This window comes from Dactylosporangium sp. NPDC050588 (assembly GCF_040654975.1).
Taxonomy (GTDB): Bacteria; Actinomycetota; Actinomycetes; order Mycobacteriales; family Micromonosporaceae; genus Dactylosporangium; species Dactylosporangium maewongense.
Genome location: NZ_JBFAJA010000014.1, coordinates 58730 through 82625 on the forward strand (window position 1 = coordinate 58730; position 23896 = coordinate 82625).

21 protein-coding genes are annotated in these 23896 nt (G+C 70.0%); 6 read left to right on the forward strand and 15 right to left on the reverse strand.

What is annotated here, in order from left to right; all coding sequences use genetic code 11:
- Nucleotides 1-120: 120 nt before the first annotated feature.
- The 3 genes from AB0I21_RS11785 to AB0I21_RS11795 all read left to right on the forward strand — a co-directional run bounded on the left by AB0I21_RS11785 (nt 121) and on the right by AB0I21_RS11795 (nt 3041).
- Complete coding sequence (locus AB0I21_RS11785; protein WP_344510264.1) at nt 121-1905, forward strand: 3-hydroxybutyryl-CoA dehydrogenase; 1785 nt, start codon at nt 121-123, stop codon at nt 1903-1905.
- A 623-nt stretch (nt 1906-2528) separates the two neighbouring features.
- Nucleotides 2529-2675, forward strand: coding sequence for a hypothetical protein (locus tag AB0I21_RS11790; protein ID WP_360560392.1), 147 nt, complete (start codon nt 2529-2531; stop codon nt 2673-2675).
- 33 nt (nt 2676-2708) lie between these two features.
- The gene (locus tag AB0I21_RS11795) at nt 2709-3041 is read left to right on the forward strand and encodes a hypothetical protein (protein ID WP_360560394.1); all 333 of its coding nucleotides are present in this window, start codon (nt 2709-2711) and stop codon (nt 3039-3041) included.
- On the opposite strand, the gene AB0I21_RS11800 is transcribed toward AB0I21_RS11795, so the two are convergent.
- From AB0I21_RS11800 to AB0I21_RS11865, 14 genes are all read right to left on the reverse strand, one after another.
- A complete protein-coding gene (locus AB0I21_RS11800; RefSeq protein WP_360560396.1) occupies nt 3032-4021 on the reverse strand; it encodes a glycosyltransferase family 2 protein in 990 nt (329 codons plus the stop codon). The genes AB0I21_RS11795 and AB0I21_RS11800 overlap by 10 nt on opposite strands.
- A complete protein-coding gene (locus AB0I21_RS11805) occupies nt 4018-4839 on the reverse strand; it encodes a glycosyltransferase (RefSeq protein ID WP_360560398.1) in 822 nt (273 codons plus the stop codon). Before AB0I21_RS11805 ends, AB0I21_RS11800 begins: the two co-directional genes overlap by 4 nt.
- Nucleotides 4840-4854: 15 nt before the next feature.
- On the reverse strand, nt 4855-6339 hold the full coding sequence (locus tag AB0I21_RS11810; RefSeq protein ID WP_344510254.1) for an O-antigen ligase family protein: 1485 nt from the start codon (nt 6337-6339) through the stop codon (nt 4855-4857).
- A complete protein-coding gene (locus AB0I21_RS11815) occupies nt 6336-7322 on the reverse strand; it encodes a hypothetical protein (protein WP_360560400.1) in 987 nt (328 codons plus the stop codon). The genes AB0I21_RS11810 and AB0I21_RS11815 overlap by 4 nt, the downstream gene beginning before the upstream one ends.
- A gap of 54 nt (nt 7323-7376) precedes the next feature.
- The gene (locus tag AB0I21_RS11820) at nt 7377-8648 is read right to left on the reverse strand and encodes a glycosyltransferase family 4 protein (RefSeq protein WP_360560402.1); all 1272 of its coding nucleotides are present in this window, start codon (nt 8646-8648) and stop codon (nt 7377-7379) included.
- Nucleotides 8649-8700: 52 nt separating this feature from the next.
- The gene (locus AB0I21_RS11825; protein WP_360560404.1) at nt 8701-9567 is read right to left on the reverse strand and encodes a sugar transferase; all 867 of its coding nucleotides are present in this window, start codon (nt 9565-9567) and stop codon (nt 8701-8703) included.
- Between the two features lie 57 nt (nt 9568-9624).
- Nucleotides 9625-10758 (reverse strand): DegT/DnrJ/EryC1/StrS family aminotransferase, encoded by a 1134-nt coding sequence (locus tag AB0I21_RS11830; RefSeq protein ID WP_360560406.1) that lies wholly within the window; start codon nt 10756-10758, stop codon nt 9625-9627.
- A gap of 22 nt (nt 10759-10780) precedes the next feature.
- Nucleotides 10781-11788: a Gfo/Idh/MocA family oxidoreductase gene (locus tag AB0I21_RS11835; protein ID WP_360560407.1), complete on the reverse strand. Its 1008-nt coding sequence runs from the start codon at nt 11786-11788 to the stop codon at nt 10781-10783.
- Nucleotides 11789-12206: 418 nt separating this feature from the next.
- Nucleotides 12207-13463, reverse strand: a complete 1257-nt coding sequence (locus AB0I21_RS11840) for a hypothetical protein (protein WP_360560409.1) — start codon at nt 13461-13463, stop codon at nt 12207-12209.
- Between the two features lie 10 nt (nt 13464-13473).
- Nucleotides 13474-14784 carry a glutamate-1-semialdehyde 2,1-aminomutase gene (locus AB0I21_RS11845; RefSeq protein ID WP_360560411.1) on the reverse strand — a complete coding sequence of 437 codons (1311 nt, stop codon included), beginning with the start codon at nt 14782-14784 and terminating at the stop codon, nt 13474-13476.
- A gap of 10 nt (nt 14785-14794) precedes the next feature.
- On the reverse strand, nt 14795-16405 hold the full coding sequence (locus AB0I21_RS11850) for a lipopolysaccharide biosynthesis protein (protein ID WP_360560413.1): 1611 nt from the start codon (nt 16403-16405) through the stop codon (nt 14795-14797).
- 8 nt (nt 16406-16413) lie between these two features.
- On the reverse strand, nt 16414-17376 hold the full coding sequence (locus AB0I21_RS11855; RefSeq protein WP_360560414.1) for a glycosyltransferase: 963 nt from the start codon (nt 17374-17376) through the stop codon (nt 16414-16416).
- Nucleotides 17377-18561 (reverse strand): methyltransferase domain-containing protein, encoded by a 1185-nt coding sequence (locus AB0I21_RS11860; protein WP_344510233.1) that lies wholly within the window; start codon nt 18559-18561, stop codon nt 17377-17379.
- Entirely contained in the window at nt 18558-19586 is a 1029-nt protein-coding gene (locus AB0I21_RS11865; protein ID WP_360560416.1) for an SDR family oxidoreductase, read from the reverse strand. The genes AB0I21_RS11860 and AB0I21_RS11865 overlap by 4 nt, the downstream gene beginning before the upstream one ends.
- Nucleotides 19587-19815: 229 nt before the next feature.
- On the opposite strand from AB0I21_RS11865, the gene AB0I21_RS11870 reads away from it, so the two are divergent.
- From AB0I21_RS11870 to AB0I21_RS11880, 3 genes are read left to right on the forward strand one after another with little or no spacing between them, the layout of a single operon-like run.
- Nucleotides 19816-21048, forward strand: coding sequence for a class I SAM-dependent methyltransferase (locus tag AB0I21_RS11870; RefSeq protein ID WP_360560418.1), 1233 nt, complete (start codon nt 19816-19818; stop codon nt 21046-21048).
- Nucleotides 21049-21054: 6 nt separating this feature from the next.
- On the forward strand, nt 21055-21849 hold the full coding sequence (locus AB0I21_RS11875) for a glucose-1-phosphate cytidylyltransferase (RefSeq protein ID WP_344510227.1): 795 nt from the start codon (nt 21055-21057) through the stop codon (nt 21847-21849).
- Complete coding sequence (locus AB0I21_RS11880) at nt 21819-22475, forward strand: PIG-L family deacetylase (protein ID WP_360560419.1); 657 nt, start codon at nt 21819-21821, stop codon at nt 22473-22475. Before AB0I21_RS11875 ends, AB0I21_RS11880 begins: the two co-directional genes overlap by 31 nt.
- Before the next feature lie 95 nt (nt 22476-22570).
- On the opposite strand, the gene AB0I21_RS11885 is transcribed toward AB0I21_RS11880, so the two are convergent.
- Nucleotides 22571-23857 carry a hypothetical protein gene (locus tag AB0I21_RS11885; RefSeq protein WP_360560421.1) on the reverse strand — a complete coding sequence of 429 codons (1287 nt, stop codon included), beginning with the start codon at nt 23855-23857 and terminating at the stop codon, nt 22571-22573.
- Nucleotides 23858-23896 lie beyond the last annotated feature (39 nt).

Sequence of the window (23896 nt, forward strand, 5' to 3'; positions counted from 1 at the left end):
AGTGCCCGCCGCTGGCGGCGGGGCGGGAGTGCGGCGCAGCAAGATATCCCACAGGGCGCGGGAGCCGGGTGGCGTGGGAGACTCGCCAGTAACCTGATCGGTCGTTAGGGAGGTCGTGCGATGGCGCGCGAGTTTGGTTCCGTGGGCGTGGTCGGGCTGGGCACCATGGGCGCCGGCATCGTGGAGGTGTTCGCGCGCAGCGGGCTCTCGGTGACCGCGGTCGAGATCAGCGACGCGGCGCTGCACCGGGGCGAGTCGACGATGCGCGGGTCGCTGGACCGGGCGGTCGCCAAGGGCAAGCTGTCCGCGGAGGGCCGCGACGCGCTGCTGGAGCGGGTGACGTTCGCGGTCGGGCTGGACGCGCTGGGCGACGTGGACCTGGTCATCGAGGCCGTGCCCGAGCACCTGGACCTCAAGCAGCGGATCTTCGCCGAGCTCGACAAGGTGTGCAAGCCCGAGGCCATCCTCGCCACCAACACGTCCAGCCTGTCGGTCACCGAGATCTCGGTGGCGACGGGCCGGCCGAACCAGGTCATCGGCATGCACTTCTTCAACCCCGCGCCGATCATGAAGCTGGTCGAGGTGGTGCGGACGGTCGTCACGTCGCAGGACGTGGTCACGGACATCGAGGCGCTGTGCGAGCGGCTCGGCAAGGTGGACGTGACGATCACGGACCGGGCCGGCTTCATCGCCAACGCGCTGCTGTTCGGATATCTCAACCAGGCCGTGTCCATGGTCGAGGCGAAGTACGCGACCCGCGAGGACATCGACGCGGCGATGAAGCTCGGGTGCGGGCTGCCGATGGGGCCGCTGGCGCTGATGGACCTGATCGGGCTCGACACCGCGTACGAGATCCTCGACACGATGTACCGCCGGGGCGGTCGCGACCGGCGGCACGCGCCGGTGCCGCTGATCAAGCAGATGGTGACGGCGGGTCTGCTCGGGCGGAAGTCCGGGCGGGGGTTCTACACGTACGAGAAGCCCGGGTCGCCGGTCGTCGTCGCCGACGAGCTGACGCCGTCCAGCACCGCCGAGCACGGCAGGCCGACGAACATCGCGAAGGTGGGCGTCGTCGGGTCGGGGACGATGGCGACGGGCATCATCGAGGTGTTCGCGAAGGCCGGGTTCGAGGTCGTGTCGGTGACGCGCGGCGCCGAGAAGTCGGCCAAGGTCTGCGAGCGGCTGAAGACGTCGCTCAACAAGGGGGTCGTGCGCGGCAAGCTGACCGAGCAGGACCGCGACGCCGCGATCGGGCGGGTCACCTGGTCGGCGAGCCTCGACCACCTGTCCGACGTCGACCTGGTGGTCGAGGCGGTGGTCGAGGAGCTGTCGGTGAAGAAGGCGCTGTTCGCGTCGCTCGACGAGATCTGCAAGCCGGGGGTCGTGCTCGCCACGACGACGTCGAGCCTGCCGGTCATCGAGTGCGCGGTGGCGACCGAGCGGCCCGCCGACGTGGTCGGCCTGCACTTCTTCAACCCAGCGCCGGTCATGGGGCTGGTCGAGGTGGTCAGGACGATCCGCACCTCCGATGCGACGGTCCAGACCGCCGCCGCCGTGTGCCGGGCGCTGGCCAAGCACGCGGTGGTGTGCGCCGACCGGTCCGGCTTCGTGGTCAACGCGCTGCTGTTCCCGTACCTCAACGACGCGGTCAAGATGGTCGAGGCCTCGTATTCGACGGCGGACGACATCGACTACGCGATGAAGCTCGGCTGCGGCTACCCGATGGGCCCGTTCGAGCTGCTCGACGTCGTCGGCCTGGACGTGTCCCTGGCGATCCAGCGGGAGCTGTACCTGGAGCTGCGCGAGCCCGGCTTCGCCCCCGCCCCGCTGCTGGAGCACCTGGTGACCGCCGGCTACCTGGGCCGCAAGGTCAGCCGCGGCTTCCGCGACTACTCGAAGCGTTGACCACCCAAGCGCCAACCCACCACCACTGACCACAACACGACCGCCGCCCCGCCGCGTCAGTGCCCGCGGCAAGACAGCCCTTCGCGGCGCGGCGGTGCTCGCCGTGTGGCGCGGTGCTCACGGCGCGGCGGTGCTTGCGGCGCGGCGGTGCTTGCGGCGCGGCGGTGCTCGCGGCGCGGCAGTGCTCGCGGCGCGGCAGTGCTCGTGTGGTGAGACGGTGGTCGTGCGGCGGGGTAGTGATCGCAGCACGCGCGGCGGTCACTGCAAGGCGGTGCTTGCGGCGTGGCGGTGCTCGCCGTGTGGCGGTGCTTGCGGCGCGGCGGTGCTCGTCGTGTGGCGGTGGTCGTGTGGTGAGGCGGTGGTCGTGCGGCGGGGTAGTGATCGCAGCACGCACGGCGGTCACTGCGAGGCGGTGCTTGCGGCGCGGCGATCCGGACTGCAAGACGGTGGTGCTGCTCGGTGCTGATCGCGGTGGTGTGATCGCAGTGGTGTGGCGATGGTGCACGGTGGACGGTTGCGGCCCAACTGCGAGCACGGCGCGGCGACAATCGCGGCGGTGGTCGCGGCACGACTGTGGATACGGCAGGACGACAGTCACGGCAAGGCGGCGGTCGTGGCTGGCGATGGCGTGGCTGGCGATGGCGTGGCTGGCGATGGCGTGGCTGGCGATGGCGTGGCTGGCGATGGCGTGGCGGGCGATGGCGTGGCTGGCGATGGCGTGGCGGGGGGTGGCACGACCGGGGTGGCGGCTGGGTGTGGTGGGGCCGTGATCATTGGTGGGTGGTGGGCGTCGGTACGCTGGAATGGTGAGTCCCCGTCGCAACCATGCCCGGCGCGACGCTGTGCCTGAGCCGATCGATCTGGAGCGGGTCAAGCGTGGCGTTGAAGGGGTGCAGGCGTGGAGCGACGGGGAGTGGCAGGTGCGCAACATTCCGTCGGGTGCGGCGGTGAAGGCGTACCGGTGCCCGGGGTGTGACCAGGAGATCGCGCCGGGGGTGCCGCATCTCGTGGCGTGGCCGGCGGACGGGCGCGGGGATCTCGCGGACCGGCGGCACTGGCACACGGGCTGCTGGCGGGCCCGTGAGCGGCGGACGCCCAACATCCAGCGGTCCCGGAGCGCGCCCCGCTACGGGTGAGGTCGCGCCGCGGCGGGGTCCGGTGACGGCACGGCCGAGATCGGGGCGGGCAGCGGCTGGGTGGGGACGGCCGCGGGGGCGGTCGGAGCGGGCCAGCCGGACAGCCACGTCGCTCGCTGGCGCCAGACGTCGCGCCAGCCTGCGCCGGCGGCGGAGCGCACCAGTACACCGGCGGACATGAGGAGACGGGCAAGCTTGGCGCGGCCGGGGGACCAGCGCAGGCGGACGAACGTGGTCTTGCCGCGCAGGACCATGATCCGCTTGTTGACGGTGCTCGAGGCGGCGCCGCCGACGTGCAGGAGCTGGGCCTCCGGGACGAGGACGGGGCGGGCGCCCAGGTCGCGGGCGCGGGCGGAGAGGTCGATGTCCTCGCTGTACATGAAGTAGTCGGGGGTGAAGCCGCCGAGCTGCTCCCACAGCGGCCGGTCGATCAGCAGCAGGCAGCCGGACACGGCCGGCACCTCGCCGCCGATGACGCGGTCGAGGCCGGGCAGCTCGTCGGGGTTGAACAGCTGCGAGTGTCGGCGCAGCGACGACAGGCCGGTCGCGAAGCAGACGTACCCCCACAGGCTCGGCAGCGCGTGCACCGAGTGGCCGTCGTCGGTGTGGTCGGCGCGGAGCGTGCGACCGGTGTAGATGCGGTACTCGGGGTGGCTGCCCGCGTACTCGACGAGGGTGCGGATCACGTCGCCGACCGGCTCGGTGTCGGGGTTGATGAGCAGGATCCAGCGGCCTTTGGCGTGCGCGGCGCCGAGGTTGACGGCGTTGCCGAAGCCGAGGTTCACGGGCTGGTGCAGCACGCGGACCTCGGGGTAGGCGTGACCGATCGCGGCCGCCGAGTTGTCGGTCGAGGCGTTGTCGACCACGATGATCTCGATCGGCACGGCGGTGCCCGCCTGCAGCCCCGCGAGGTTCTTGAGCGTCAGCTCACGGGTGTTGTACGAGACGAGGACGACGCTGACGAGTGGATCAAGGCTCACTGCTGCGCTCCGACTGCTCCGCGGGTGGACGTGTCGTGGCCCCATCCGACGTCGCGACGGCGGGCGGCGCGCGACGCGGCGACGGTCAGCGCAACGTAGCCCACCGCTGCCGGCAGAAGCCAGGGCCTGGGGAGCACGACGTCGCGCAACCACGAGGAGCGCGCCGCTGGACGGGCGGCACCCGCGGCGCGCAGGGCGGCGTTACCCGCTCGGACCCTGGCCAAACGCTTCACGAGGTCCGAAGTGCGGCGGGGGGTCTCGACGACGGCGACGACCGCGGGCGTCTCGGCCTTCTCGCCGGGGCCGAAGAGGCCGTCGAGGAACAGGTCGTCGGCGACGACCTCGGGGAACGTGTCGAACCGGGCGCGGCCCTCGGCCGACAGCACGATGACGCCGCGGCCGTAGAGGGCGTCGCGGTACGCGGGGAGCCGGCCGTTGATCGCGCTGTGCGCCTTCACCAGCAGCGGCCGGCGGCGGGTGTCGAGGGTCCGGTGCGCGGTCGCGGCGAGCAGCCCGGGCGTCGCCGCCAGGAACGCCGCCAGGGACCGCACGTCCGCGGCGGTCAGCGGGATGTCGGCGTCGAGGTAGACGCGGGGGAAGCCGACCGCGACGGCGTCGCCGGCGTTCAGCGCGCCCGACTTGCCCGGCTCCGGGCGGTCGATGACCCGCACCCCGGGACGGCTCGCGGCGACCGCGGCGGTGTCGTCACTGCAGCCGTTGGCGACCACCGTGATGTCGATGTCGGGGGCGATGAGGCCGTCGAGGCAGCGACCGATGACCGCCGCCTCGTTGTGGGCGGCGATGACGACAGAGATCACCGGAACTCCAGGAATTCAGCGTTGGAGAGCGCCGACGGCGGCGCTGCGGGTGGTGCGGGCCGGGTGCGTGAAGCGCCACATCGCGCCGGCGGCACCGAGCTGCAGGGCGAGCACGACCACGAAGGTGCTGAACGAGAACGAGTCGAACGTCAGGCCGGTGAGCGCCGCGATGAGCGGCACCGCCGAGATCGCCGCGCACAGGTGGCGGTCGACCTCGTTCTCCGCCCGGCGGAACGCGATGATCGCGAGGAACACGCCGGAGAAGTGCAGCACCACCATCCCGGCGATGCCGAGGTAGCCGTTGTTCATGAGCGTCATCAGCCACTGGTTGTCCAGGTAGCGGTAGAGCTCGGGGATGAACGTGCCGGTGCCGCGGCCCAGCCAGGGGCGCTCGGAGGCGTACTGGAAGACGATGGCGTAGTCGTCGGTGCGGCCCTTGATGCTGGGGTCGTCCTCGGCGTTGCTGAACAGGGAGCGCAGCGTGCCGAGCAGGCCGGGCCGGACCACGGAGAGCAGGGCGAGCAGGCCGACGCTGATGACCAGGACGTTGAAGCGGAAGCGCCAGTTCCACGCGGGCCACATGCACAGCAGCGCGATGCCGACGGCGAGGATGCCGGTGCGCGACAGCGCCAGCGGGATGGAGCCCGCGATGACCAGCGTCGCGACGAGGAAGATCCGGCGCTCGAGCTTGGTCCGCGCGTAGCGGGCGTAGTGGATGCCGAGCGGCACCGCGAACGCCATGACCACGCTGAACTCGATGAAGTGCCCGGTGGTGCCGGCGACCCGGATGAGGCCGCCGCCGCCGCGGTCGGCGAGGCCGACCAGCTCGCCCTGCAGGGTCAGGCCGGGGATGACGATGCTCTGGGTCAGGTCCTTCTTGGTGATGAACTGCATGATGCCGAGCAGCGCGTTGATGGCGGTGCAGTACACCAGGACGCGTTGCACGTCGTCGAGGCGGTCACGGGTCGGCACGCCGTCGGCGGTCATGAACACGATACCCATGAACGCGAGCGCACCGAGCAGGGCGCGGTCGGCGGAGTTGGCCTCCAGCACGGGCATGCCGCGGAACTGACCGGCGGCGTAGGACAGCAGGAGGGTCAGCGCGTAGACCACGAACGCCCAGCGCATCGGCTGCGGACCCGTCATCGCCAGGCGCGGGTGCAGCTTCGACAGCAGCCACCAGAGGGCGAGCAGGAGGCCGATCAGCAGGCCGGGCCGGCCGACCGAGGTGAGGTCCGGGACGACGAGGCGCGACGGGAGCAGCTGGATCAGCACCACGACCAGCACGAGCAGCGACGCGGCGTCGATGTGGCTGCGCCGGCGGCGGGACGCGTAGGTCCGCTCGTCGACGAGGACCGGCAGCAGGTCGGGCGACGGCCGGTAGCCCTGGGGCCGCTTCCGCTTCGGTTTCCCCTTGAAGATCCGCAGGTCGTCGGGCGCCACCGCATCGGGTGGCGCCTGACGTGTGCGGCTCTCGCCGGCGACGGTGCTGGAGGTCAACGGCCGCGCGCCTCAGCGTCCTTGTCGCGCCCCTCCCGGCCGGCCCACGGCGTGTTGCCCAGGGGCAGGATGATCGTCGCGTCGTCGGTCTCGACCCCGCGGCGGTCGTCGTCGGGGGCGTTCTCGGCCTGCCGGTACGCGACGGTGAGGCCCGGACCGGCGGCGTTGCCGCTGTTGCCGCCACCGTTGTTGCCGGATGCGACGGTGCTCTTGATCCTGCCGAGGTTGATCACGGCCGTCTCGTCCTGCTTCGCGACGGCATCCCCGCCGGCGCCGTTGGCCCGGACGGACGGCTGTTGCCGGTCGCCGTCGGAGATGACGTCGGTGTCGCTGCCGGGCTCGAGGTCGTCACCCTGCTGTCGGCGGCGCTGGTTGCGGGCGCGGCGGCGCAGGATGTTGTCGCCGACGATGGTCACCGCGGCGGTGAGCAGCAGACCGACGCCGATGATGACGACCGCGGCGCGCTTGACCTTCGAGGAGACGACCTCGATGGTGTCGCCGGCGTCGAGGACCTGGGTGCTGATCGCGCGGCCCGCCTTGGGCTTGTAGCGCGCCTGCATCTCCTCGACCTCGCGGGTGATCTGCTTCTCCAGCCGCTGCACGGTCGCCTGCGCCGCCTCGGGCGTCGTGGCGGTCGCGGTCACGGTGAGGATGCTGGAGCGGTCCTCGGCGGCCACCTCGAACGCGTCCGAGAAGCCCTCGCCGGAGATCTCCTTGTGGGTCGCGGTGGTGTTCAGCGAGATCGACAGGGCCTTCGCCATGATGTCCTCACCGACCTCGACCCAGGTGTTGGTCGACTGGAGCTCGGCCGGCGTGAGCGGCGTGCGGTCGGCCGGCGGGATCAGCATGATCTGGCCGGTCGAGGTGTAGTCGGGTTTGATCGTCAGCAACGCCCAGCTGGTGGCGGCGAGGGTCAAGATGATCATCGGCGCCATCAGGTACCAGCGGCGACCCATCAGCTTGGCGAGATCCCAGAGGTCCACGTCATCCCCTCACACAAGCGCGGTCGCCGGGCGGGCGGTATGTAATTGCGCTTATCACTGTCGTTGTTCTGCCTGACTGACGTCCGCAGGTGCGGCTTGCCGAACGATCGCCGATCCCGCTTTGTACCTCTCCCGGCGGGTTGACAGCAACTCATCCCATAGCCGGACATACGCCGTCGCCTGGTGTTCCCAGGCCAAGGTATTACGGAACCGCGCGAGCGCGACATTGCGCATCGACGCGCGTGCCACCGGGTCGTCGAGCAGGCGGTGCAGGGCGACGGCGAACTCCTCAGGGGTGCCGTTCGGGACGTAGACACCGGCGTCGCCGGCGCTGCGCCGGGTCTCCCGCATGTCCACGCCGACGACGGGCAGCCCCCGGGCGAGGTATTCGACAGTCTTGGCCATTGTCGACACCTCGGCGTGCGCGCTGCGAGGATCTGGCTGCAATCCGACGGAAGCGGTGCGCAGCAGCCGGTCGATCTCCTCGACGCCGAGCCAGCCGGTGAACTCCACGACGTCCTCGAGCTTGCGCTCGACCGTCAGCGCCTTGAGGCTCTCCAGGCACTCGCCGTCGCCGGCGACGACGAGGCGCCAGCCGAGCCGGCCGCGCAGGTCGACCAGGCGTTCTGCGGCGAGGATCGCGTTGTCGACGCCGTCCTGCGCGCCGAGCACGCCGAGGTAGACGATCGTGTGGTCGTCGACGTCGAGCTGTGCCGCCGCGACCGGCTTGACCTCGGCGGCCGACGGGCCGTTGCGGACCACGACGACCCGCGACGGGTCGCAGCCACCGCGGCTGATCGCGAGCTCCCGGTAGGACTCGTTGGTCGACACGACCGCCGAGGCGGCGCGCTGCGACCACTTCTCGAAGCGCAGCAGGATGCGGTCCAGCGGCGAGCCGGGCCGGCCGCCGCGGGCCTGGTACACCTCGGGGGAGAGGTCGTGGTGGTCGAACACCCACGGGCGGCCCAGCATCCGCATGAGCAGCGCGAGGGGGAAGAACACGTCCGGCGGGTTGCACACCTGCGCGGCGGCGGCCCGGTCGCGGAGCACGGCGGCCATCAGATGCCAGCCGATGCACACGAAGGACCAGGCGAACTCGATCGCGAAGGACACCGCGCCGCCGGACGACTCGTACATCTTGTACGAGCGGACCTTGGCGTCGACGGTACCGGGGACGCGGCTGATCTTGGAGGCGCCGCGGGGGCAGATCACCGTCACGCGGTATCCGGCCGCTTCGAGGGCCTTCACCTCACGGATGACCCGCCGGTCGCGCTCGACCGGCAGATTCGCCACCGCAATCACGACGTGGAGTCGTGGATCCTTCACCGAGCCACCCTGCCCTCGCGGTGAGCGAATGCCCCGCTACGCTCCGGAATTCTCACCGTGCCACCGATCGGTTGAAGACCACTCCGACGGTCCGCCAGAGGATCGTGATGTCGTACCAGACCGACTTCTTCTCGACGTAGACGACGTCGAGCTCGAGGGCGGCCTTGAAGTCCAGGGTGCTGCGGCCGGACACCTGCCACAGGCCGGTCATGCCGGGCCGGGCCGCGAAGCGCCGCTCCGCCTCCGGCGGGAACAGGTCCGCCTCCCACGCCAGGACGGGGCGCGGGCCGACGAGCGACATCTCGCCGCGCACGACGTTCCACAGCTGGGGCAGCTCGTCGATGCTGGTGCGCCGCAGGAAGCCGCCGATGGGCGTGATCCGCGGGTCGTTGACCAGCTTGTAGACGCCCTGCTCGCCACCGTCGACGTCGTCGTCAGAGGTGAGCATCTTCTTGACGAACTCGCGGTGCTGCGCGTCGCTGTTCTTGTTGCTCATCGTGCGAAACTTGATGATCTTGAACGTGCTGCGGTGCAGGCCGAGCCGCTCCTGCCGGAACAGCATCGGGCCCTCGCTGGTCCACTTCACCGCGAGCGCGACGACGAGCAGGACCGGCGACAGGGCGGCCAGGATCCCCAGCGCCACGAGCCCCTCCACGAGCTGCCGCAGGGACCGCTTCGGGATCAGTGACCGGCCTTCGCGGTGCCCCTGGATCAGGCCCCAGCCGCTGCCGACCTTGCGCAGCACGCGCTGCGGCATCGGGATCTCGACCGTGGCGTCGTCGGACACGGACGGCTCGGCGGGCGCGGTGGGCTGGGGCAGGGACGAGATGACGACGGTGGCGTCGTCGGTCTCGTCCTCCTGGGCGGAAACGGGCGGCGTGGTGTTCAGTGCGGCGTCGACGGCCTGTGGCGCGGTCAACGGCGACACCTCCTCACTGTGCGTTGGTGCGACAACGAACGAGCGAGCTGACGGAAATCAGAGCGCGGCGATCGCCTTGGCGAGGTGGTCCGCGACAAAGGCGACCTCTTCGTCCCGCAGGTGGGGGAAGAAGGGAAGTGAGACGATCTCGGTGGCGGCCTGTTCGGCCGCCGGGAGGCTGACGGTCTGGTCGGTAGCGTAGGCGTGCTGGCGGTGACACGGAACCGGGTAATGGACCCCGGTGCCGATCCCGGCCTCGTCGAGCAGGCGGCGCACCTGCTCCCGTCCCGGGACCCGGGCGACGAGCAGGTGCCACGCGCTGTCCACGCCGGGCAGCGGTGCCACCATCGGGATTCCGTGGGCGGCGAGTGCCTCCGCGTAGACCGACGCGACGCGACGGCGCTGAGCGGTGGCCGCGTCCAGGTCGGCTAGCTTGCGGCGCAGGACTGTCGCCTGCAACGCGTCGAGCCGGCTGTTGCGCCCGATGTAGCGGTGTTCGTAGTGGTCGGTGCCCTCGGACCGGCCGTGGTTGGCCAGTGACCGGATCCGCGAGGCGAGCTGGGCGTCGTCGGTCACGACCGCGCCACCGTCTCCCCAGGCACCGAGGTTCTTGCCTGGGTAAAAACTAAAGGTTCCGGCGACACCGTAGGACCCGGCCCGCACCTTCTCACCCAGGCCGTCATGCTGCGCCGGAGCGTCCGCCCCGTGCGCCTGCGCGGAGTCCTCGAGCACCGCCAGGCCGTGCTTCGCCGCGAACGGCAGCACGTCCGCCGGCGGCACCATGTGCCCGTACAGGTGCACCGGGATCACCGCGGCGGTCCGCTCGGTCTTGCCGGCCTCCAGGGTGGCGGGCGTGACGAGCAGGCTCACCGGGTCGACGTCGACGAAGACGGGGGTGGCGCCGGTCGCCGCGACGGCCGAGGCGGTCGCGATGAACGTGTTGGCCGGCACCAGGACCTCGTCGCCGCCACCGATGCCGAGCGCCCGCAGGGTCAGCTCGATCGCGTCGGTGCCGTTGGCGACGCCCACGGCGTGCGTGGTGCCGCAGTACGCCGCGAAGTCCTGCTCGAAGGACTCGACGGCCGGCCCGCCGATGAAGCGGGAGTTGCCGGCCAGCGCCCGCACCTCTGCGACGACGTCCTCGACGATCGACGCGTGCGGCGTCGCGAGGTCATTGAACGGGATGCGCACGGGACGTGGTGTTCCTCTCGAGTCAGACGGTTGCGGGCTGGGAGATGTTGACGGTGCGGCCGGTGGCCATCGACTCGGCGGCGGCCTCCAGGACCTCCACCACGGCGAGCCCGCGCCGGCCGTCGACGGCAGGGGTGCGCCCGGTGATCGCCGACTGCACGAAGTCCCGGTCGACCTCGCCGAGCGGCTCGGTCATCGGGATGTGCGGCGAGGTGATGCCGCCGTAGCGGTACGACATCGGCACGGTGCCGTCCAGCGGGGCGCCCTGGACGCCCTTGTCGTAGATGCGCAGCCGGCCCTCGTCGAGCATGTCGTCGTAGACCGCCATGCGCTGGCTGCCGACGACCGTCACGCGTCGCACCTTCGACGGGTCGAGCCAGCTGACGTGGATGTTGGCGGTCGCGCCGATCGCGCCGTACTCCAGGCGCAGGTAGGCGACGTCCTCGAAGGGCGTGCCGGCGTGGCTGGTGCCCCACGCGCTGACCGCGGTCGGCGTGCTGCCCAGCACCATGTTGATGATCGAGATGTCGTGCGGCGCGAGGTCCCAGACGACGTTGACGTCGGGCTGGTAGAGCCCGAGGTTCAGCCGCGCGGTGTCGATGTAGTAGATCTTGCCGAGCTCCTCGGCGGCGACCATGTCGCGCAGGTGCTTGACCACCGCGTTGTGCTCGAACGTGTGCCCGGTGGCGAGGGTGAGGCCGGCCTCGTCGGCCATCGCGACGAGCTCGCGGGCCTCCGCGGTCGAGGCGGTCATCGGCTTCTCGACCATGACGTGCTTGCCGGCGGCGAGCAGCCGCTTCGCCAGCGGCGCGTGCGAGCGCGGCGGCGTGGCGATGATCGCGGCGTCGATGAGGTCGATCACCTCGTCCAGGCTGGTGACGCACAGTGCGCTCGGATACATCCGGCGCAGTGGATCGATCCGCTCCGTCTGTGCGTCGATCGCGACGACCAGTGACACCTCGGGGAGTGATGACAGCACGCGCACGTGCTTCGCCCCCCAGTAACCACAGCCGATGACGCCAACCTTCATGACCGACCCTGCTCCCCAAGAAAATAGGTCGCGGCGCCCCCCACGGGCAGTCGCCTAGCGACACTGGCGGATAACGCGTCAGCGGGGCAAGTGGGCACTGGCAAACTCGCCGTGTCGCATTCTTTACATGCCGCTTTTAACGAAACATGAAATGCCGCTTGACTCGTTAAAATGAACAAAAAACCTAATTTGCGCATTCTGTACGAATGCGGCTAAACGGACAAGATTGATCTTCTGTTTCGCAGCTCAGCGTACATGTGGGCCGCAGAAGGTGAATCTCGTTCCGGGGTGTCGAGGGCTCCGTCGTTCCGCCAGGCAACCCTGCCCGAACGGTCGAGGAAATTCATGCTTTAACTCTGGAGTGGATCATAGTTCGCCTGATAATTGCTTGTCCGACGATGGCCCCAATGCCAGAGGGTTATTTTTTGTCGACATAGTCACACGGCAGTGCGACATGCCACCCAGGTGCCGCGAGCGGAGTCACCTCAATACTCACCGTGGTCGCCGGATCGGCGGCGCAGGCCGTCTCGGCGCCCCGCAGGCCCGTGTGCCAGGCCGGCCCGTCGGCCCGGGCGTTGTCCACCCGGAAGTTGACCGCGCAGACCACCAGCACCAGCGCCGCGAGGATCCGGACCCCGGTCACGTCGTTGAGCAGGGCGACGAGCGTGACGAGCACCAGCAGGGCCGGCGCCACGTTGTACCGCGGGGTGGCGATGCCGCTGAGCGCGACCGGCGCGAGGTAGACCAGCGCGCTGTGCACGCCCGCCGCGATCACCAGTGTCCACCGTGGACGGACGACCTTGCGCAGCCCCAGGACCAGCACGGCGCCGAGGATCAGCCACGCGAGTGCGGCGAAGATCAGGCTGCGGGCGTTGACCGTCTGGCCGACCCAGCGCTCGCCGAACAGCGCCGTCGGCACCGCGCGGAGCACGAAGCCGGTCACCGCCCGGACCGGGTCCGGCGCCAGGCCCTCCCGCTCGCTCGCCCCGGTGAGCAGGCCGAGCACCTGCACGGCGAAGGGCACCACGAACGCCACGGCCTTCGCCACCGCGTACCGGTCCCGGTGGAACCACAGCACGAACGCGACGAGCGGCAGGTAGACGCCGGTCAGGATGTCGCTGCCGACGACGAGCACGATGCCCGCGCACGCCAGCACCTTCCCCGCGACCGAGGCGGGCCGGCACAGCAGGAACCAGAACAGGACGTAGAGACCGGTCCAGTGCAGGTTCGCCGGGGAGTTCAGCACGTCGCCCTGCGCCATCGGCAGCACCGCGACCGGCACCGACACCACCAGCCGGGCCACGGTCGAGGACAGGTACTCCCCGCTCAGGGCATACGCGGCGATCGCGAAGACGGTCGTGACCAGCGCCGCGCCGATCGCGAGCGCCGCGGCGGCCTGGGACGCCGGCAGCAGCGCCGCGACGCCGGCGACGAGCCGGGCGACGAGGTGGTAGTAGCCGGCGTAGGACGTGGTGAACGCCCCGGCGCCGTCGCGCGCCGCCTGGGTCAGGAAGATCTCGCCGTCCTCGGCCCAGATCGTGTCCAGCGCCCCGGGCCCGGGCTGCCGCAGGATCGAGGCCACCGTCCCGGCCACGAGGGCGCCGACGACCAGGGCGGCCTTCACCGGTGTACGGGTGCCGCGCCGGACCTGCTCCCGCTCGAGGACTGCGACCACGGTGGCTCCCCTAGACGTAAGGGCGGAAGACGGGCTTCACGGCGCGACCGACCAGGTAGGCGTCGACGCCGTCGCTCAGGGCCTTCGCGTAGACCGCGAGGGCGCCGTCGACCGCCTCGATCGTGCGGTCGATGTCCGCGTCGGTGTGGGAGTAGCTGACGACGAACGACGGGGCGATCACGCCGCGGCGGACCAGCTCCTGCAGGAACAGCGTCCGGAACGCCTGCGAGCGCTCGCCCTCGCCGTCCTTGGTCATGTAGATGAGGTTGCTGTCGCGGCCGGCCACGCCCACGAAGTCCTGGACGCCGTGCGCCGCCGCGGCCGCCGTCACGCCCTCCGCCAGCCGCCGGCCCTGGCGGTGCAGGTGCTCGATGACCGGTTCGCGCTCGTACACGTCGAGGACGGCCATCGTCGCGGCGAGGGTGTGCGTGTCGGCGCCGTAGGTGGTGGACAGCAGGAACACCCGCTCCCGGTCGGTGCGCAGGCCGCCGAGCTCCATGATGTCGGGCCGGCCGACGAGCGCGGCCACCGCGAAGCCGTTGCCGAGCGCCTTGCCGTAGCTGGTCAGGTCGGCCCGCACGCCGTGCACGTGGGAGGCGCCGCGCACGTGCCAGCGGAACCCGGTGATGATCTCGTCGAAGATCAGCACGATGCCATGCCGGTCACACAGCGCCCGCAGGCCCTCGAGGAAGCCCGGCGCGGGCGGCTCGGTCGTCTCGACCTCCTGCACCAGACAGGCGATCTTCCCGGGGTGCTCGGCGATCAGCGCCTCGACGCCGGCCAGGTCGTTGTAGCGGTACCGGACGGTCAGGTCACGGACCGCGCCGGGGATGCCGCCCGGCATGCCGGTCGTGCCGATGAACCAGTCGTCGGTGGAGAAGAACGGGTGGTCGGCGCAGATCGCGACGAGGTCCCGGCCGGTGAACGCGCGGGCGAGCTTCACCGCGGCGCTCGTCACGTCGGAGCCGTTCTTCGCGAACTTCACCATCCGGTCGGGCACGCCGAGCGCGCCGCGCAGCCGCTCCGCGGCGGTCAGCTCGATCGTCGCCGGGCGGCTGAAGTTGAGCCCCTCCGCCATCTGCCGGGCCGCGGCCTCGACCACCGGCGCGTAGCCGTGACCGAGCGTGACCGAGCGCAGCCCCATGCCGTACTCGACGAACTCGTTGCCGTCGGCGTCCCAGACGTGACAGCCGCTGCCCCGGACGATGAAGCCCGGCGCCTCCTCGGGGAACTGGTCGTCCCCCTTCGCATACGTGTGCGCGCCACCGGGGATCACCGCGTGGGCCAGGGGCCGCAGGCGGTTGGACTCGTCGAACAGCAAAGACCCGCTCCTACTTCTTTCCGAGCTTCTTTCCGAGCAATGGTTGAACCTTGCGCATGACCATCCCGCGGGTACGGGTGTCCAGCGCGAGCAGCAGGCCGCCGGCGATGCCGGTGGCGAGCACGCCGTAGACCAGGAGCTTCAGCACCCACGGCCCGCTGACCAGGCCGAACCGGTCGACCAGGAACGGCACGAGGAAGCCCGCCGAGCCCGCGAGGAACGCCGGCACCGTCGGGCCGAGGATCTGCCAGGTGCTGACCTTCAGCACCCGCACGAAAGTGATGTACATCATCAGGATCGTGATCGACAGCTCGACCGCCGACATGCCCAGCGCGATCGCGGCGACCTGCGCGCGGTCGTCGGTGGAGCCGTTGAGCCACTGCCCGATGAGGTAGAAGGTGCCGACCCCGACCGCGAGCTGGAACCAGGACAGCGCCGTGTTGATGCCCGGCCGCCCGACGGCCTGCAGGGCGGGGCCGAGCAGCACCCCGTACACGTTGACGATGCCGACGATGCACAGCAGCTGCATGCCGGTGCCGGCCGGCGACCACTCGGGACCGAGCAGCGCGACCAGGGGCTTCGCGACGGCCGCGAGGATGCCCAGCGCGGGCAGTCCGGCGACGGCGGACACGTGCAGCATCTTGGCGAGCCGGTCACCGAGCTCGGCCGGCTTGCGCTGCAGGCGGGCCAGCTCCGGCAGCGACACCTGCTGCAGCGACCGGCTGGTCACCTCGGTCAGCATGTCGGGCAGGCGCTGCGCGATGCGGTACAGACCGACCGCCACCGGCCCGAAGAACTTGGCCAGGACCAGCAGGTCGATGCGGATGGCCAGGAAGACGCCGATGCCGCCGAGCGCGGACTGGGCGGAGAACCCCCACAGGTCCTTGATCGCCTGCCGGGGCAGCCGCCAGCGGGGGCGCCAGTCGGTGACGGTCCACAGCACGACGGCGCCGACGCCGCCCACCACCAGCTGCTGCCCCACCAGCGCCCAGGCCTGGTAGCCGGCGAGCGCCATGGCGATGCCGACCACGCCGCCGATGACGTTCGCGATCAGCGTCCGGATGGCCAGCGGCCGGAACGTCATCCTCCGCCGCATGATCGCCTCGGGGACCACGGTCAGCCCCTGCAGCAGGATCATGGGGGTCAGCGCCACGCAGATCATGGTGACCTCGGGCTGGTCGTTGAACGCCGCCCACAGCGGTGCCGCGGCGGCGGCCACCGCGGTCAGCACCAGGCTGCCGATGATGACGAGCCAGAACCCGGCGTCCAGGTGGTCGCCTTCGAGCTTCTCGCGCTGGATGATCGTGGTGAGCAGCGTCTGCTGGAGCAGCATCTGCGTGATCATCACGAACAGCAGCGCGGTGCCCACGACGCCGAACGCGTGCGGTCCCAGCATGCCCGCCAGCACGAACGTGACGACGGTCGTGGTGCCCAGGCGGCCCGCGGTCAGCGCGTACGACCAGAAGATCGCGGACTTGAGGCGCTTGCGCGGCGCCTCCTCCTCCGGTGCGTCCAGCGTCGTCGTTGTCGCCGGTGGTGTCAGAGCGCTGATCTCGGCGGTACGGTCAAGATCGACGGTGCGGTCGAGCGGGTCGACGCTGCTGTCGACGCTCTGACTCATGCGGACTCCTAGGCCTGCGGCTGCTGGTCAGACGACTGCTGATCGGGCTGCTCCCAGACCGGCGGCGCGATCGGCGTGCGGGTGATCGAGCGCCGGATCCGGCCCAGCTTGGCCCGGCCGCGGCGGGTGCCCCACGAGGTCAGGAACGCCCCGGTGGCGACCGCCCGCTCCGTCACCGGCAGCTCGTTGCTCATGAGCGCCTTCGTGATCTCCCAGGTCATCCTGGTGTGGTGGCTCTGGTCCGAGGCGGGCTTGCGCTTGCGGTTCTTGCCCTTCGCCGCGCCCGGCTCCAGCCACTCGAGCACCTCGTCGGTGTCGCGCTGCGCGCCGAACGTGTTGGTCGCGTGCATCCTGCGGTAGAACAGCCGCTGCGGCACCTGGATGAACTCCCCGCGCAGCGCCAGCTCGTGCAGCATCCGCACGTCGCTGGACAGGAACGGCCCGAGCAGCCGCGTCTTGCGCAGCACGTCGGTGCGGACCACGCCGAAGACCTCGTTGCAGAGGTTCCACTTCCGTGCGTACCAGCTGACCCGGCCCCGCGAGCGCAGGGTCTGGGTGTCCATGGCGTCGTCCCACGGGCCGATCTCGTTGCCGTCGCTGTCGATCAGCATCGTCTGCGGGAAGGCCAGGATCGCCTCGGGATGCGCGTCGAGCGCCTCCACGCACCGGCTGATCAGCGTCGGCGCGGCGAGGTCGTCGTGCGCGGCGAGCCGGAACAGCTCGCCGCGGGCCAGCTGCACGACCCGCCGGAAGTTGCCGGCCTCGCCGAGGTTCTCCGGGTTGCGGTACACCCGGACCCGCTCGTCCTTGGCGGCGTAGCGCTCCAGGATCTCCCAGGTGCTGTCGGTGGACAGGTTGTCGCACACGACGATCTCGAAGTCCGGGTAGTCCTGCGCCAGCATCGACTCGATCGCGAGCGGCAGGTACTTCTCGACGTTGTACGTCGTCATCCCGATCGAAACTCTGGGCATCTAGGCCACCAGGATCTCTGCGGTGACGCCGAGGTCGGCGAGGGACTTGGCGATCTCGTCCTTGTACGCCGGGTTGGTGATCACGACGGCCTTCGGCTGCAGGGTCGTGAGGGTCGACGGCGGGTCGACCCGGTGCCCGGTGACCGGCAGGAAGCGGCCCCACTTGCGCGGGTTGAGGTCCACGACGCCGTGCAGGCCCAGCTCGCGGTCGGCGAGGGTCAGGAACTGCACGCCGCGGGAGCCCGCACCCCACAGCACCGGCCGCGCGCCGTCGGCGTTGAGCTTCGCGATCGTGCTCCGCCAGCGCTCCCGCTCGGCGTGGTGCCGCTCGGCGAAGCCGGCGATCGCCGCGAGCTGCTTGTCGCGGGCCCGCATCGACGGCAGCTCGCCGGTGTGCGCGACGTGACCGCCGGCGCGGGGGCGGTTGGCCGACACCTCGATGTAGCGGAACATGCCCGAGAACAGCGTGCCCGTCGACTCGACCGTCCAGCCGGCCCGGCCGAAGATGCTCGCCAGGGAGTAGGCGTCGAAGTACGACACGTGCGGGTAGATGACCTCCCAGCCGGCGGTGGCGAGGTCGTACACCGCGTCGGGGACCTCGACGTAGCCGAAGACCTCGCGGCCCTTCGCCTGCTCCCGCAGGTCGACCAGGAACTCGAACGGGTCGTCGAGGTGCTCGAACCAGTGCCGCGAGGTGAAGAAGTCGTACTTCGGCAGGCCGGACCCGCGCGGGGCGAGCCCGCTGTGGAACGTGGTCAGGCCGTTGGTGCCGACCTCGCCCGCGTACATCGCGTCGTAGCCCACGCCGCTGGCGCCGCTGACGTGGGTGAGCTCCTTGAGGAACTCGCCCTGGCCGCAGCCGACGTCGAGCACGAGCTTGCCGCTCAGGTCGTACCGCTCGCTGAGGCTCTGCACCAGGTCCGCGGAGAACCGCTGGAACGCGGGGGAGAAGTGCAGGTTGGTGTCCATCGTCGTGTCGTAGACGAGCTTGTCCTGCTCGAACGCGACGTTGCGCACGTAGGCGCAGCGCGGGCAGTGCGCCAGCTCCATCCGGCCGACGGGGGACGCGACCGCGTCGCCGTGCGCCTCCCAGTGCACCCCGCACAGGACCGGGATGTCACCGAGGTCGGCGAACGGGACCAGCCGCTCCTCGCCGCAGGCGTCACAGATCCGGTCGCTCGTCATGCCGTCCACCGCAGGTCGTTGTCGAGCTTGCCGGCCTCCATCAGCGCCTTGATCCGCTTGATGCGCTGGTGGGTCTGGCTGCCGAACTGCTCGATCGTCAGGCCGTGCCGCTGGTACTGCTCGATCAGCTGCTCGACGCCCAGCTTGACCGTCCACCTCGGCTGGAACTCGGGGACCTCGGCGGCGATCAGGTCGCAGGTGACCCGGTAGTTGCGCAGGTCGGTGCCGGCGCCCTCGGCGAACGTCACCTCGCTGCCCGGCACCACCTCGGCGACGAGGTTGGCCACGTCGCGGATCAGGTAGTTCTCGCTGCTCTTGCCGATGTTGTACGCCTTGGCGTGCACGCGCCCGCGGTCGACCTCCAGCAGCGCCAGGAACGCGGCGGAGATGTCCTCGATGTGGACCAGCGGCCGCCACGCCTTGCCGTCCGACAGCAGCCGGACCTGCCCGGTGAGCAGCGCGTGCGCGGCGAGGTCGTTGACGACCAGGTCGCCGCGCAGGCGGGGGGAGAAGCCGTAGGCCGTGGAGTTGCGCAGGAACACCGGCGAGAAGTCGTCGTCGGCGAGCTCCAGCAGGCCATGCTCCGAGAGGATCTTCGACTCGCCGTAGGGCGTCACGGGCTGGAAGCCGGCCGTCTCGTCCAGCGGGGTGTCGTCGGCGCCCTTGCCGTACAGCGAGCAGGACGACGAGAAGAGGAACCGCTGGACCCCGGCGGCCTTGGCGGCCTTCGCCAGGCGGATCGTCGAGCGGTGGTTGACGTCATACGTCAGGTCGGGGTTGAGGTTGCCCAGCGGGTCGTTGCACAGGGCCGCCAGGTGCATGACCGCGTCGAACCCGGTGACGTGCGACGGCTCGACGTCGCGGAGGTCGACGCGCAGCGTCTTGACCTCCTCCGGCGCCGGCCCGAGGACGCAGTCCGCGAACAGCCCGGTGTCGAGACCGACGACCTCGTGCCCGGCCTGCCGGAGTATCGGCACCAGCACACTGCCGATGTATCCGTCGTGACCGGTGACGAGTACGCGCATGGCAAAGCTCCCGAACGCTCGGCGGGTGGAAGGCGAGTCTAAGAGGGACCGAAAGTGCCCTCGGTGGTGTGTCGGACTTCTTACTCTGACGTTGAACAGCAGTGTTCCGTGACCGCTAGCTTCTTGGCTTGGATTCTGCCTTAGGCTGACGCGTCCACATCATGCTCCTGGCGTATAGCTTCGCCATGTACACAGGAGCCTAGCGCCAACGATTATTTTGGGGGGACGCATGCCCGTTGTCTCGTGCCGGCTCTGTGGTGCCGAGCTCACCGAGACCTTCGTCGACCTCGGTATGTCGCCACTATGTGAGAGCTACGTGCCCGCAGAGAAGGTCGACGCACCGGAGACGTTCTACCCGCTGCACGTGCGCACCTGCTCTGAGTGCCTGTTGGTGCAGCTCCCGGCCTACGTGGCGGGTGAGGAGATCTTCTCCGACTACCTCTACTTCTCCTCCTATTCATCATCCTGGGTGGAGCATGCGCGGCAGTACTCCGTCGCTATGATCGAGAAGCTCAACCTAACGGCCGACAGCCTGGTCGCCGAAGTGGCCAGTAATGACGGGTACCTTCTGCAGCACTTTGTGGCCGCGGGTATTCCCGTGATCGGCGTTGAGCCAGCCGGAAATGTCGCCGCGGTCGCCCGCGAAAAGGGGATCCGGACAGAGGTGTGCTTTCTCGGGCCGGAAACCGGCGAATCGGTCGCGGCGCAGTACGGTCGCGCGGATCTGGTTGCCGCAAATAACGTCTATGCCCATATTCCGGACATCATTGGTTTCAGTCAGGGACTCGCCAATCTGGTCAAATCGGACGGATTGGTCACGCTGGAGTTCCCGCACCTGCTGCGCCTGATCGAGCGCCGGCAGTTCGACACGATCTACCACGAGCACTACCAGTACCTGTCGCTGCTCACCGCGTCGCGGGCGCTCGCCAAGGGCGGCCTCACCGTCGTCGACGTGGAGGAGCTGCCGACCCACGGCGGGTCGCTGCGCGTGCACGCACAGCGAAGTGAAACAGCGGGTGAACCTTCGGTGGCCGTCAAGGCCGTCCTCGACGCCGAGGCCGCGGCCGGCCTGCACACCTTCGAGGGGCACAAGGGCTTCGCCGGCGAGGTCTTCACCATCAAGCGCGACCTGCTCGACTTCCTCATGAAGGCGCGCGCCGAGGGCAAGCGGGTCGTCGGCTACGGCGCCCCGGGCAAGGGCAACACGCTGCTCAACCACTGCGGCATCCGCGAGGACCTGCTCGAGTACACGGTCGACCGGTCGCCGCACAAGCAGGGCATGTTCCTGCCGGGCACGCACATCCCGATCCACGCGCCGGAGCGCATCGCCGCGGACCGGCCCGACTACGTCCTGGTCCTGCCGTGGAACCTGCGCACCGAGATCAGCGCGCAGCTGTCGTACGTGCGCGACTGGGGCGGCAAGCTAGTCTACCCGATCCCGGCTCTCGACGTCGAGGAGTAGTTTGTCGTGAAGGTCGTCCTGTTCTGCGGTGGTCTCGGCATGCGGATGCGCGAGGGCACGAGCAACGTCCCGAAGCCGATGGCGATGATCGGCGACCGGCCGCTGCTGTGGCACGTCATGCGCTACTACGCCCACTTCGGGCACACCGACTTCGTGCTCGCCCTCGGCTACGGCGCCGCCGTGGTCAAGGACTACTTCCTGCACTACGACGAGACGCTGTCCAACGACTTCACCCTCGTCGGCGGCAACGGTGACGTGCAGCTCTTCTCGACCGACATCACCGACTGGAACATCACGTTCATCGACACGGGCCTCAAGGCCACGATCGGCGAGCGGCTCATGCGCGTGCGCAAGTACGTCGAGGACGAGCCGATGTTCCTGGCCAACTACGCCGACACGCTGACCGACGCGCCGCTGCCGGAGATGGTGGAGCGTTTCCGGGCGTCCACGGCGGCGGTCAGCATGCTCGCCGTGCCGCCGGTCTCCACGCACCACATCCTGGAGATGTCAGACGACGGGTCGGTGTCGCGGGTCCGGGACTTCCGCGACCTGATGACCTGGGAGAACGGCGGCTACTTCATCATGCGGCCGGAGATCTTCGACGTCCTGCGCGACGGCGAGGACATGGTGCCGCACGCCTTCGACCGGCTCATCCCGGACCGGAAGCTGCTGGCTCAGCAGTACGACGGGTTCTGGCGCGCGGTCGACACGTTCAAGGACCGGGCGGAGATGGAAGAGGCCTACAACCACGGCAACTGCCCGTGGATGCTGTGGGACGCGTCCCGCCGCCCGTCCGCATGATCGGCTTCTCCCTCGCCGGCGTGCGGTCCGTGGTCGCCCTGGGTGCACACCCGGACGACATCGAGATCGCCGCCGGCGGGCTGCTGCTCTCCCTGCCTGCCGGGGTTTCGGTCCACTACGTCCTCGCGACGGGTGTGCCCGCCCGGCAGGCGGAGGCCCGGGCGGCCGCGACGGCGTTCCTGTCCCAGGGCACGGTGCGGTTCTCGCTGGGTGACCTGCCCGACGGCCGGCTCCCGGCGCACTGGGACGCGACGAAGGAGATCGTCGAGGCCGCGGCCCGGCTCGGCACCCCGGACCTGGTCCTGGCGCCGTCGACCGACGACGCGCACCAGGACCACCGGCTGCTCGGCTCGCTCGCCTCGACCGCCTTCCGGAACTCGCTCGTCATGCACTACGAGATCCCGAAGTGGGACGGCGACCTGTCCCGGCGCAACGTGTACGTGCCGCTCACCGTCGAGCAGGGCCGGCGCAAGGTCGCGCTGCTGCACGAGCACTTCCCGTCGCAGAAGGCCCGCGACTGGTGGGACGACGAGGTGTTCCTCGGCCTCGCCCGCATCCGTGGGATGGAGTGCCGGTCGCACTACGCCGAGGCGTACACCGTCACGAAGTCGGTCGTGACCTTCTAGGGTCCGGGCCTGCTCTTGGGTCCGTGCGTGTCGGGTCTGCTCTAGGGACCGTGCGTGTTGGGCCTGCTCTTGGGCCCGTGCGAGTCGGGTCTGCTCTACGGCCCGTGCGTGACGGGCTTGCCTCCGTCGAGGAAGACGTTGGTGGCCTCCCAGGTGACGCCTGGGAGGTCCTCGTTGGAGGCGGCGCCGTAGCGGCTGTTCTGCACGAACACGTTGTTGCGGAACACGACCTTCTCGGTCTTCGTGTCCGGCCGCAGGTTCACCGTGTAGTTCCCGCCGCTGAACAGGTTGTTCTCCACCAGCAGGTCGCTCAGCTTCGGGGCGGTCTCCGAGCCGAGCTGGAAGCCCGCGTTGAACGGGTCGTTGGTGGCCGGGTTGAACGCCTCGAGCGTGTTGTGCCGCACGATCATGCCGGTGCCGCCGGTCGTCTGCAGGATGTCCTGGTGGTCCTTCTCGTCGGTGAAGACCAGGCCGTGGATCCAGCTGTCCTCGATCACCGCGCCGTCGGAGACCCGGGGCCCCTCGTTGAGGTTGTGCATGTTGACGCGGCGCAGCGTGTAGTGGCCGAAGCCGACGCCGAGCCCTTCGCCGTCACCGGTGATCTCGGTGTCCTCGACGAGCAGGCTCGCGTCGGGCACGAGCTCGTCGAACACCCGGATGATCATGCCGCCCTTGTTCTTGCAGTTGATCTTCGACCGCTTGATCGTGACGTTCTTCGCCTTGATCTCGACGCAGTCGGTGAGGATCTTCCCGTCGATGACGGTGTTCTCCTGCGTGATCGCGTACGGGCCGGTGTACGGGGTGAGCGTCGTCCCCGCCGGCACGCCCGTGTTGTCGGGGCCGGGCCAGGGCTTCGCGGCCGCGACCGGCCCGGCGACGAGTCCCGTGCCGGTGGTCGGGTGCTTCTTGCCCTGCTCCGTGAAGGCGTAGCTCGCCTTGTACGGCTTGTCGTCGACCGTCGAGTCGGTGACCGTGGCCGGGGCGCCGGCGTAGTGCTGGAAGCCAACCGCGCAGCCGTGCACCTTGACCTTCGTGGCCGTGTAGCCGCCGTTGCCGACGCCGACCATGTCCTTGCCGTCGCAGAACACCTCGGTGTTCTCCACGACGGTGCCGTGCACGCCCGGGAAGATCCGGATCGCCGCCGCGCCCCGGTGCCGCACGGTCGTGTTGACCACCTTGACGTTGTTGGCCTTGATGTGCAGCGCCGTGGTGAGCTGCTTGCCGTCGACGACGGCGCCGTCGGTGCTGATGACGGTGGCCTTCTCGTCGGCGCTGCTCGACTGGCTCTCGGAGCCGCCGCTGGTGTACGCCGCGGCCGCGATCCCGCCCGCGGCGACCACCACGACGATGGCGACGCCGATCGCGACGGTGCGCGCGGACACGCGTGGCTTCTGGGGTGGAACGGAGTGGCGTCCGGGGCG

What these genes read in the sequence shown, in the direction of transcription:
- AB0I21_RS11785 (WP_344510264.1), top strand. Translation starts at nt 121, where the DNA reads ATGGCGCGCGAGTTTGGTTCCGTGGGCGTGGTCGGGCTGGGCACCATG.
- AB0I21_RS11790 (WP_360560392.1), top strand. Translation starts at nt 2,529, where the DNA reads ATGGCGTGGCTGGCGATGGCGTGGCTGGCGATGGCGTGGCTGGCGATG.
- AB0I21_RS11795 (WP_360560394.1), top strand. Translation starts at nt 2,709, where the DNA reads ATGGTGAGTCCCCGTCGCAACCATGCCCGGCGCGACGCTGTGCCTGAG.
- AB0I21_RS11835 (WP_360560407.1), bottom strand. Translation starts at nt 11,788, where the DNA reads ATGAAGGTTGGCGTCATCGGCTGTGGTTACTGGGGGGCGAAGCACGTG.
- AB0I21_RS11850 (WP_360560413.1), bottom strand. Translation starts at nt 16,405, where the DNA reads ATGAGTCAGAGCGTCGACAGCAGCGTCGACCCGCTCGACCGCACCGTC.
- AB0I21_RS11855 (WP_360560414.1), bottom strand. Translation starts at nt 17,376, where the DNA reads ATGCCCAGAGTTTCGATCGGGATGACGACGTACAACGTCGAGAAGTAC.
- AB0I21_RS11860 (WP_344510233.1), bottom strand. Translation starts at nt 18,561, where the DNA reads ATGACGAGCGACCGGATCTGTGACGCCTGCGGCGAGGAGCGGCTGGTC.
- AB0I21_RS11865 (WP_360560416.1), bottom strand. Translation starts at nt 19,586, where the DNA reads ATGCGCGTACTCGTCACCGGTCACGACGGATACATCGGCAGTGTGCTG.
- AB0I21_RS11870 (WP_360560418.1), top strand. Translation starts at nt 19,816, where the DNA reads ATGCCCGTTGTCTCGTGCCGGCTCTGTGGTGCCGAGCTCACCGAGACC.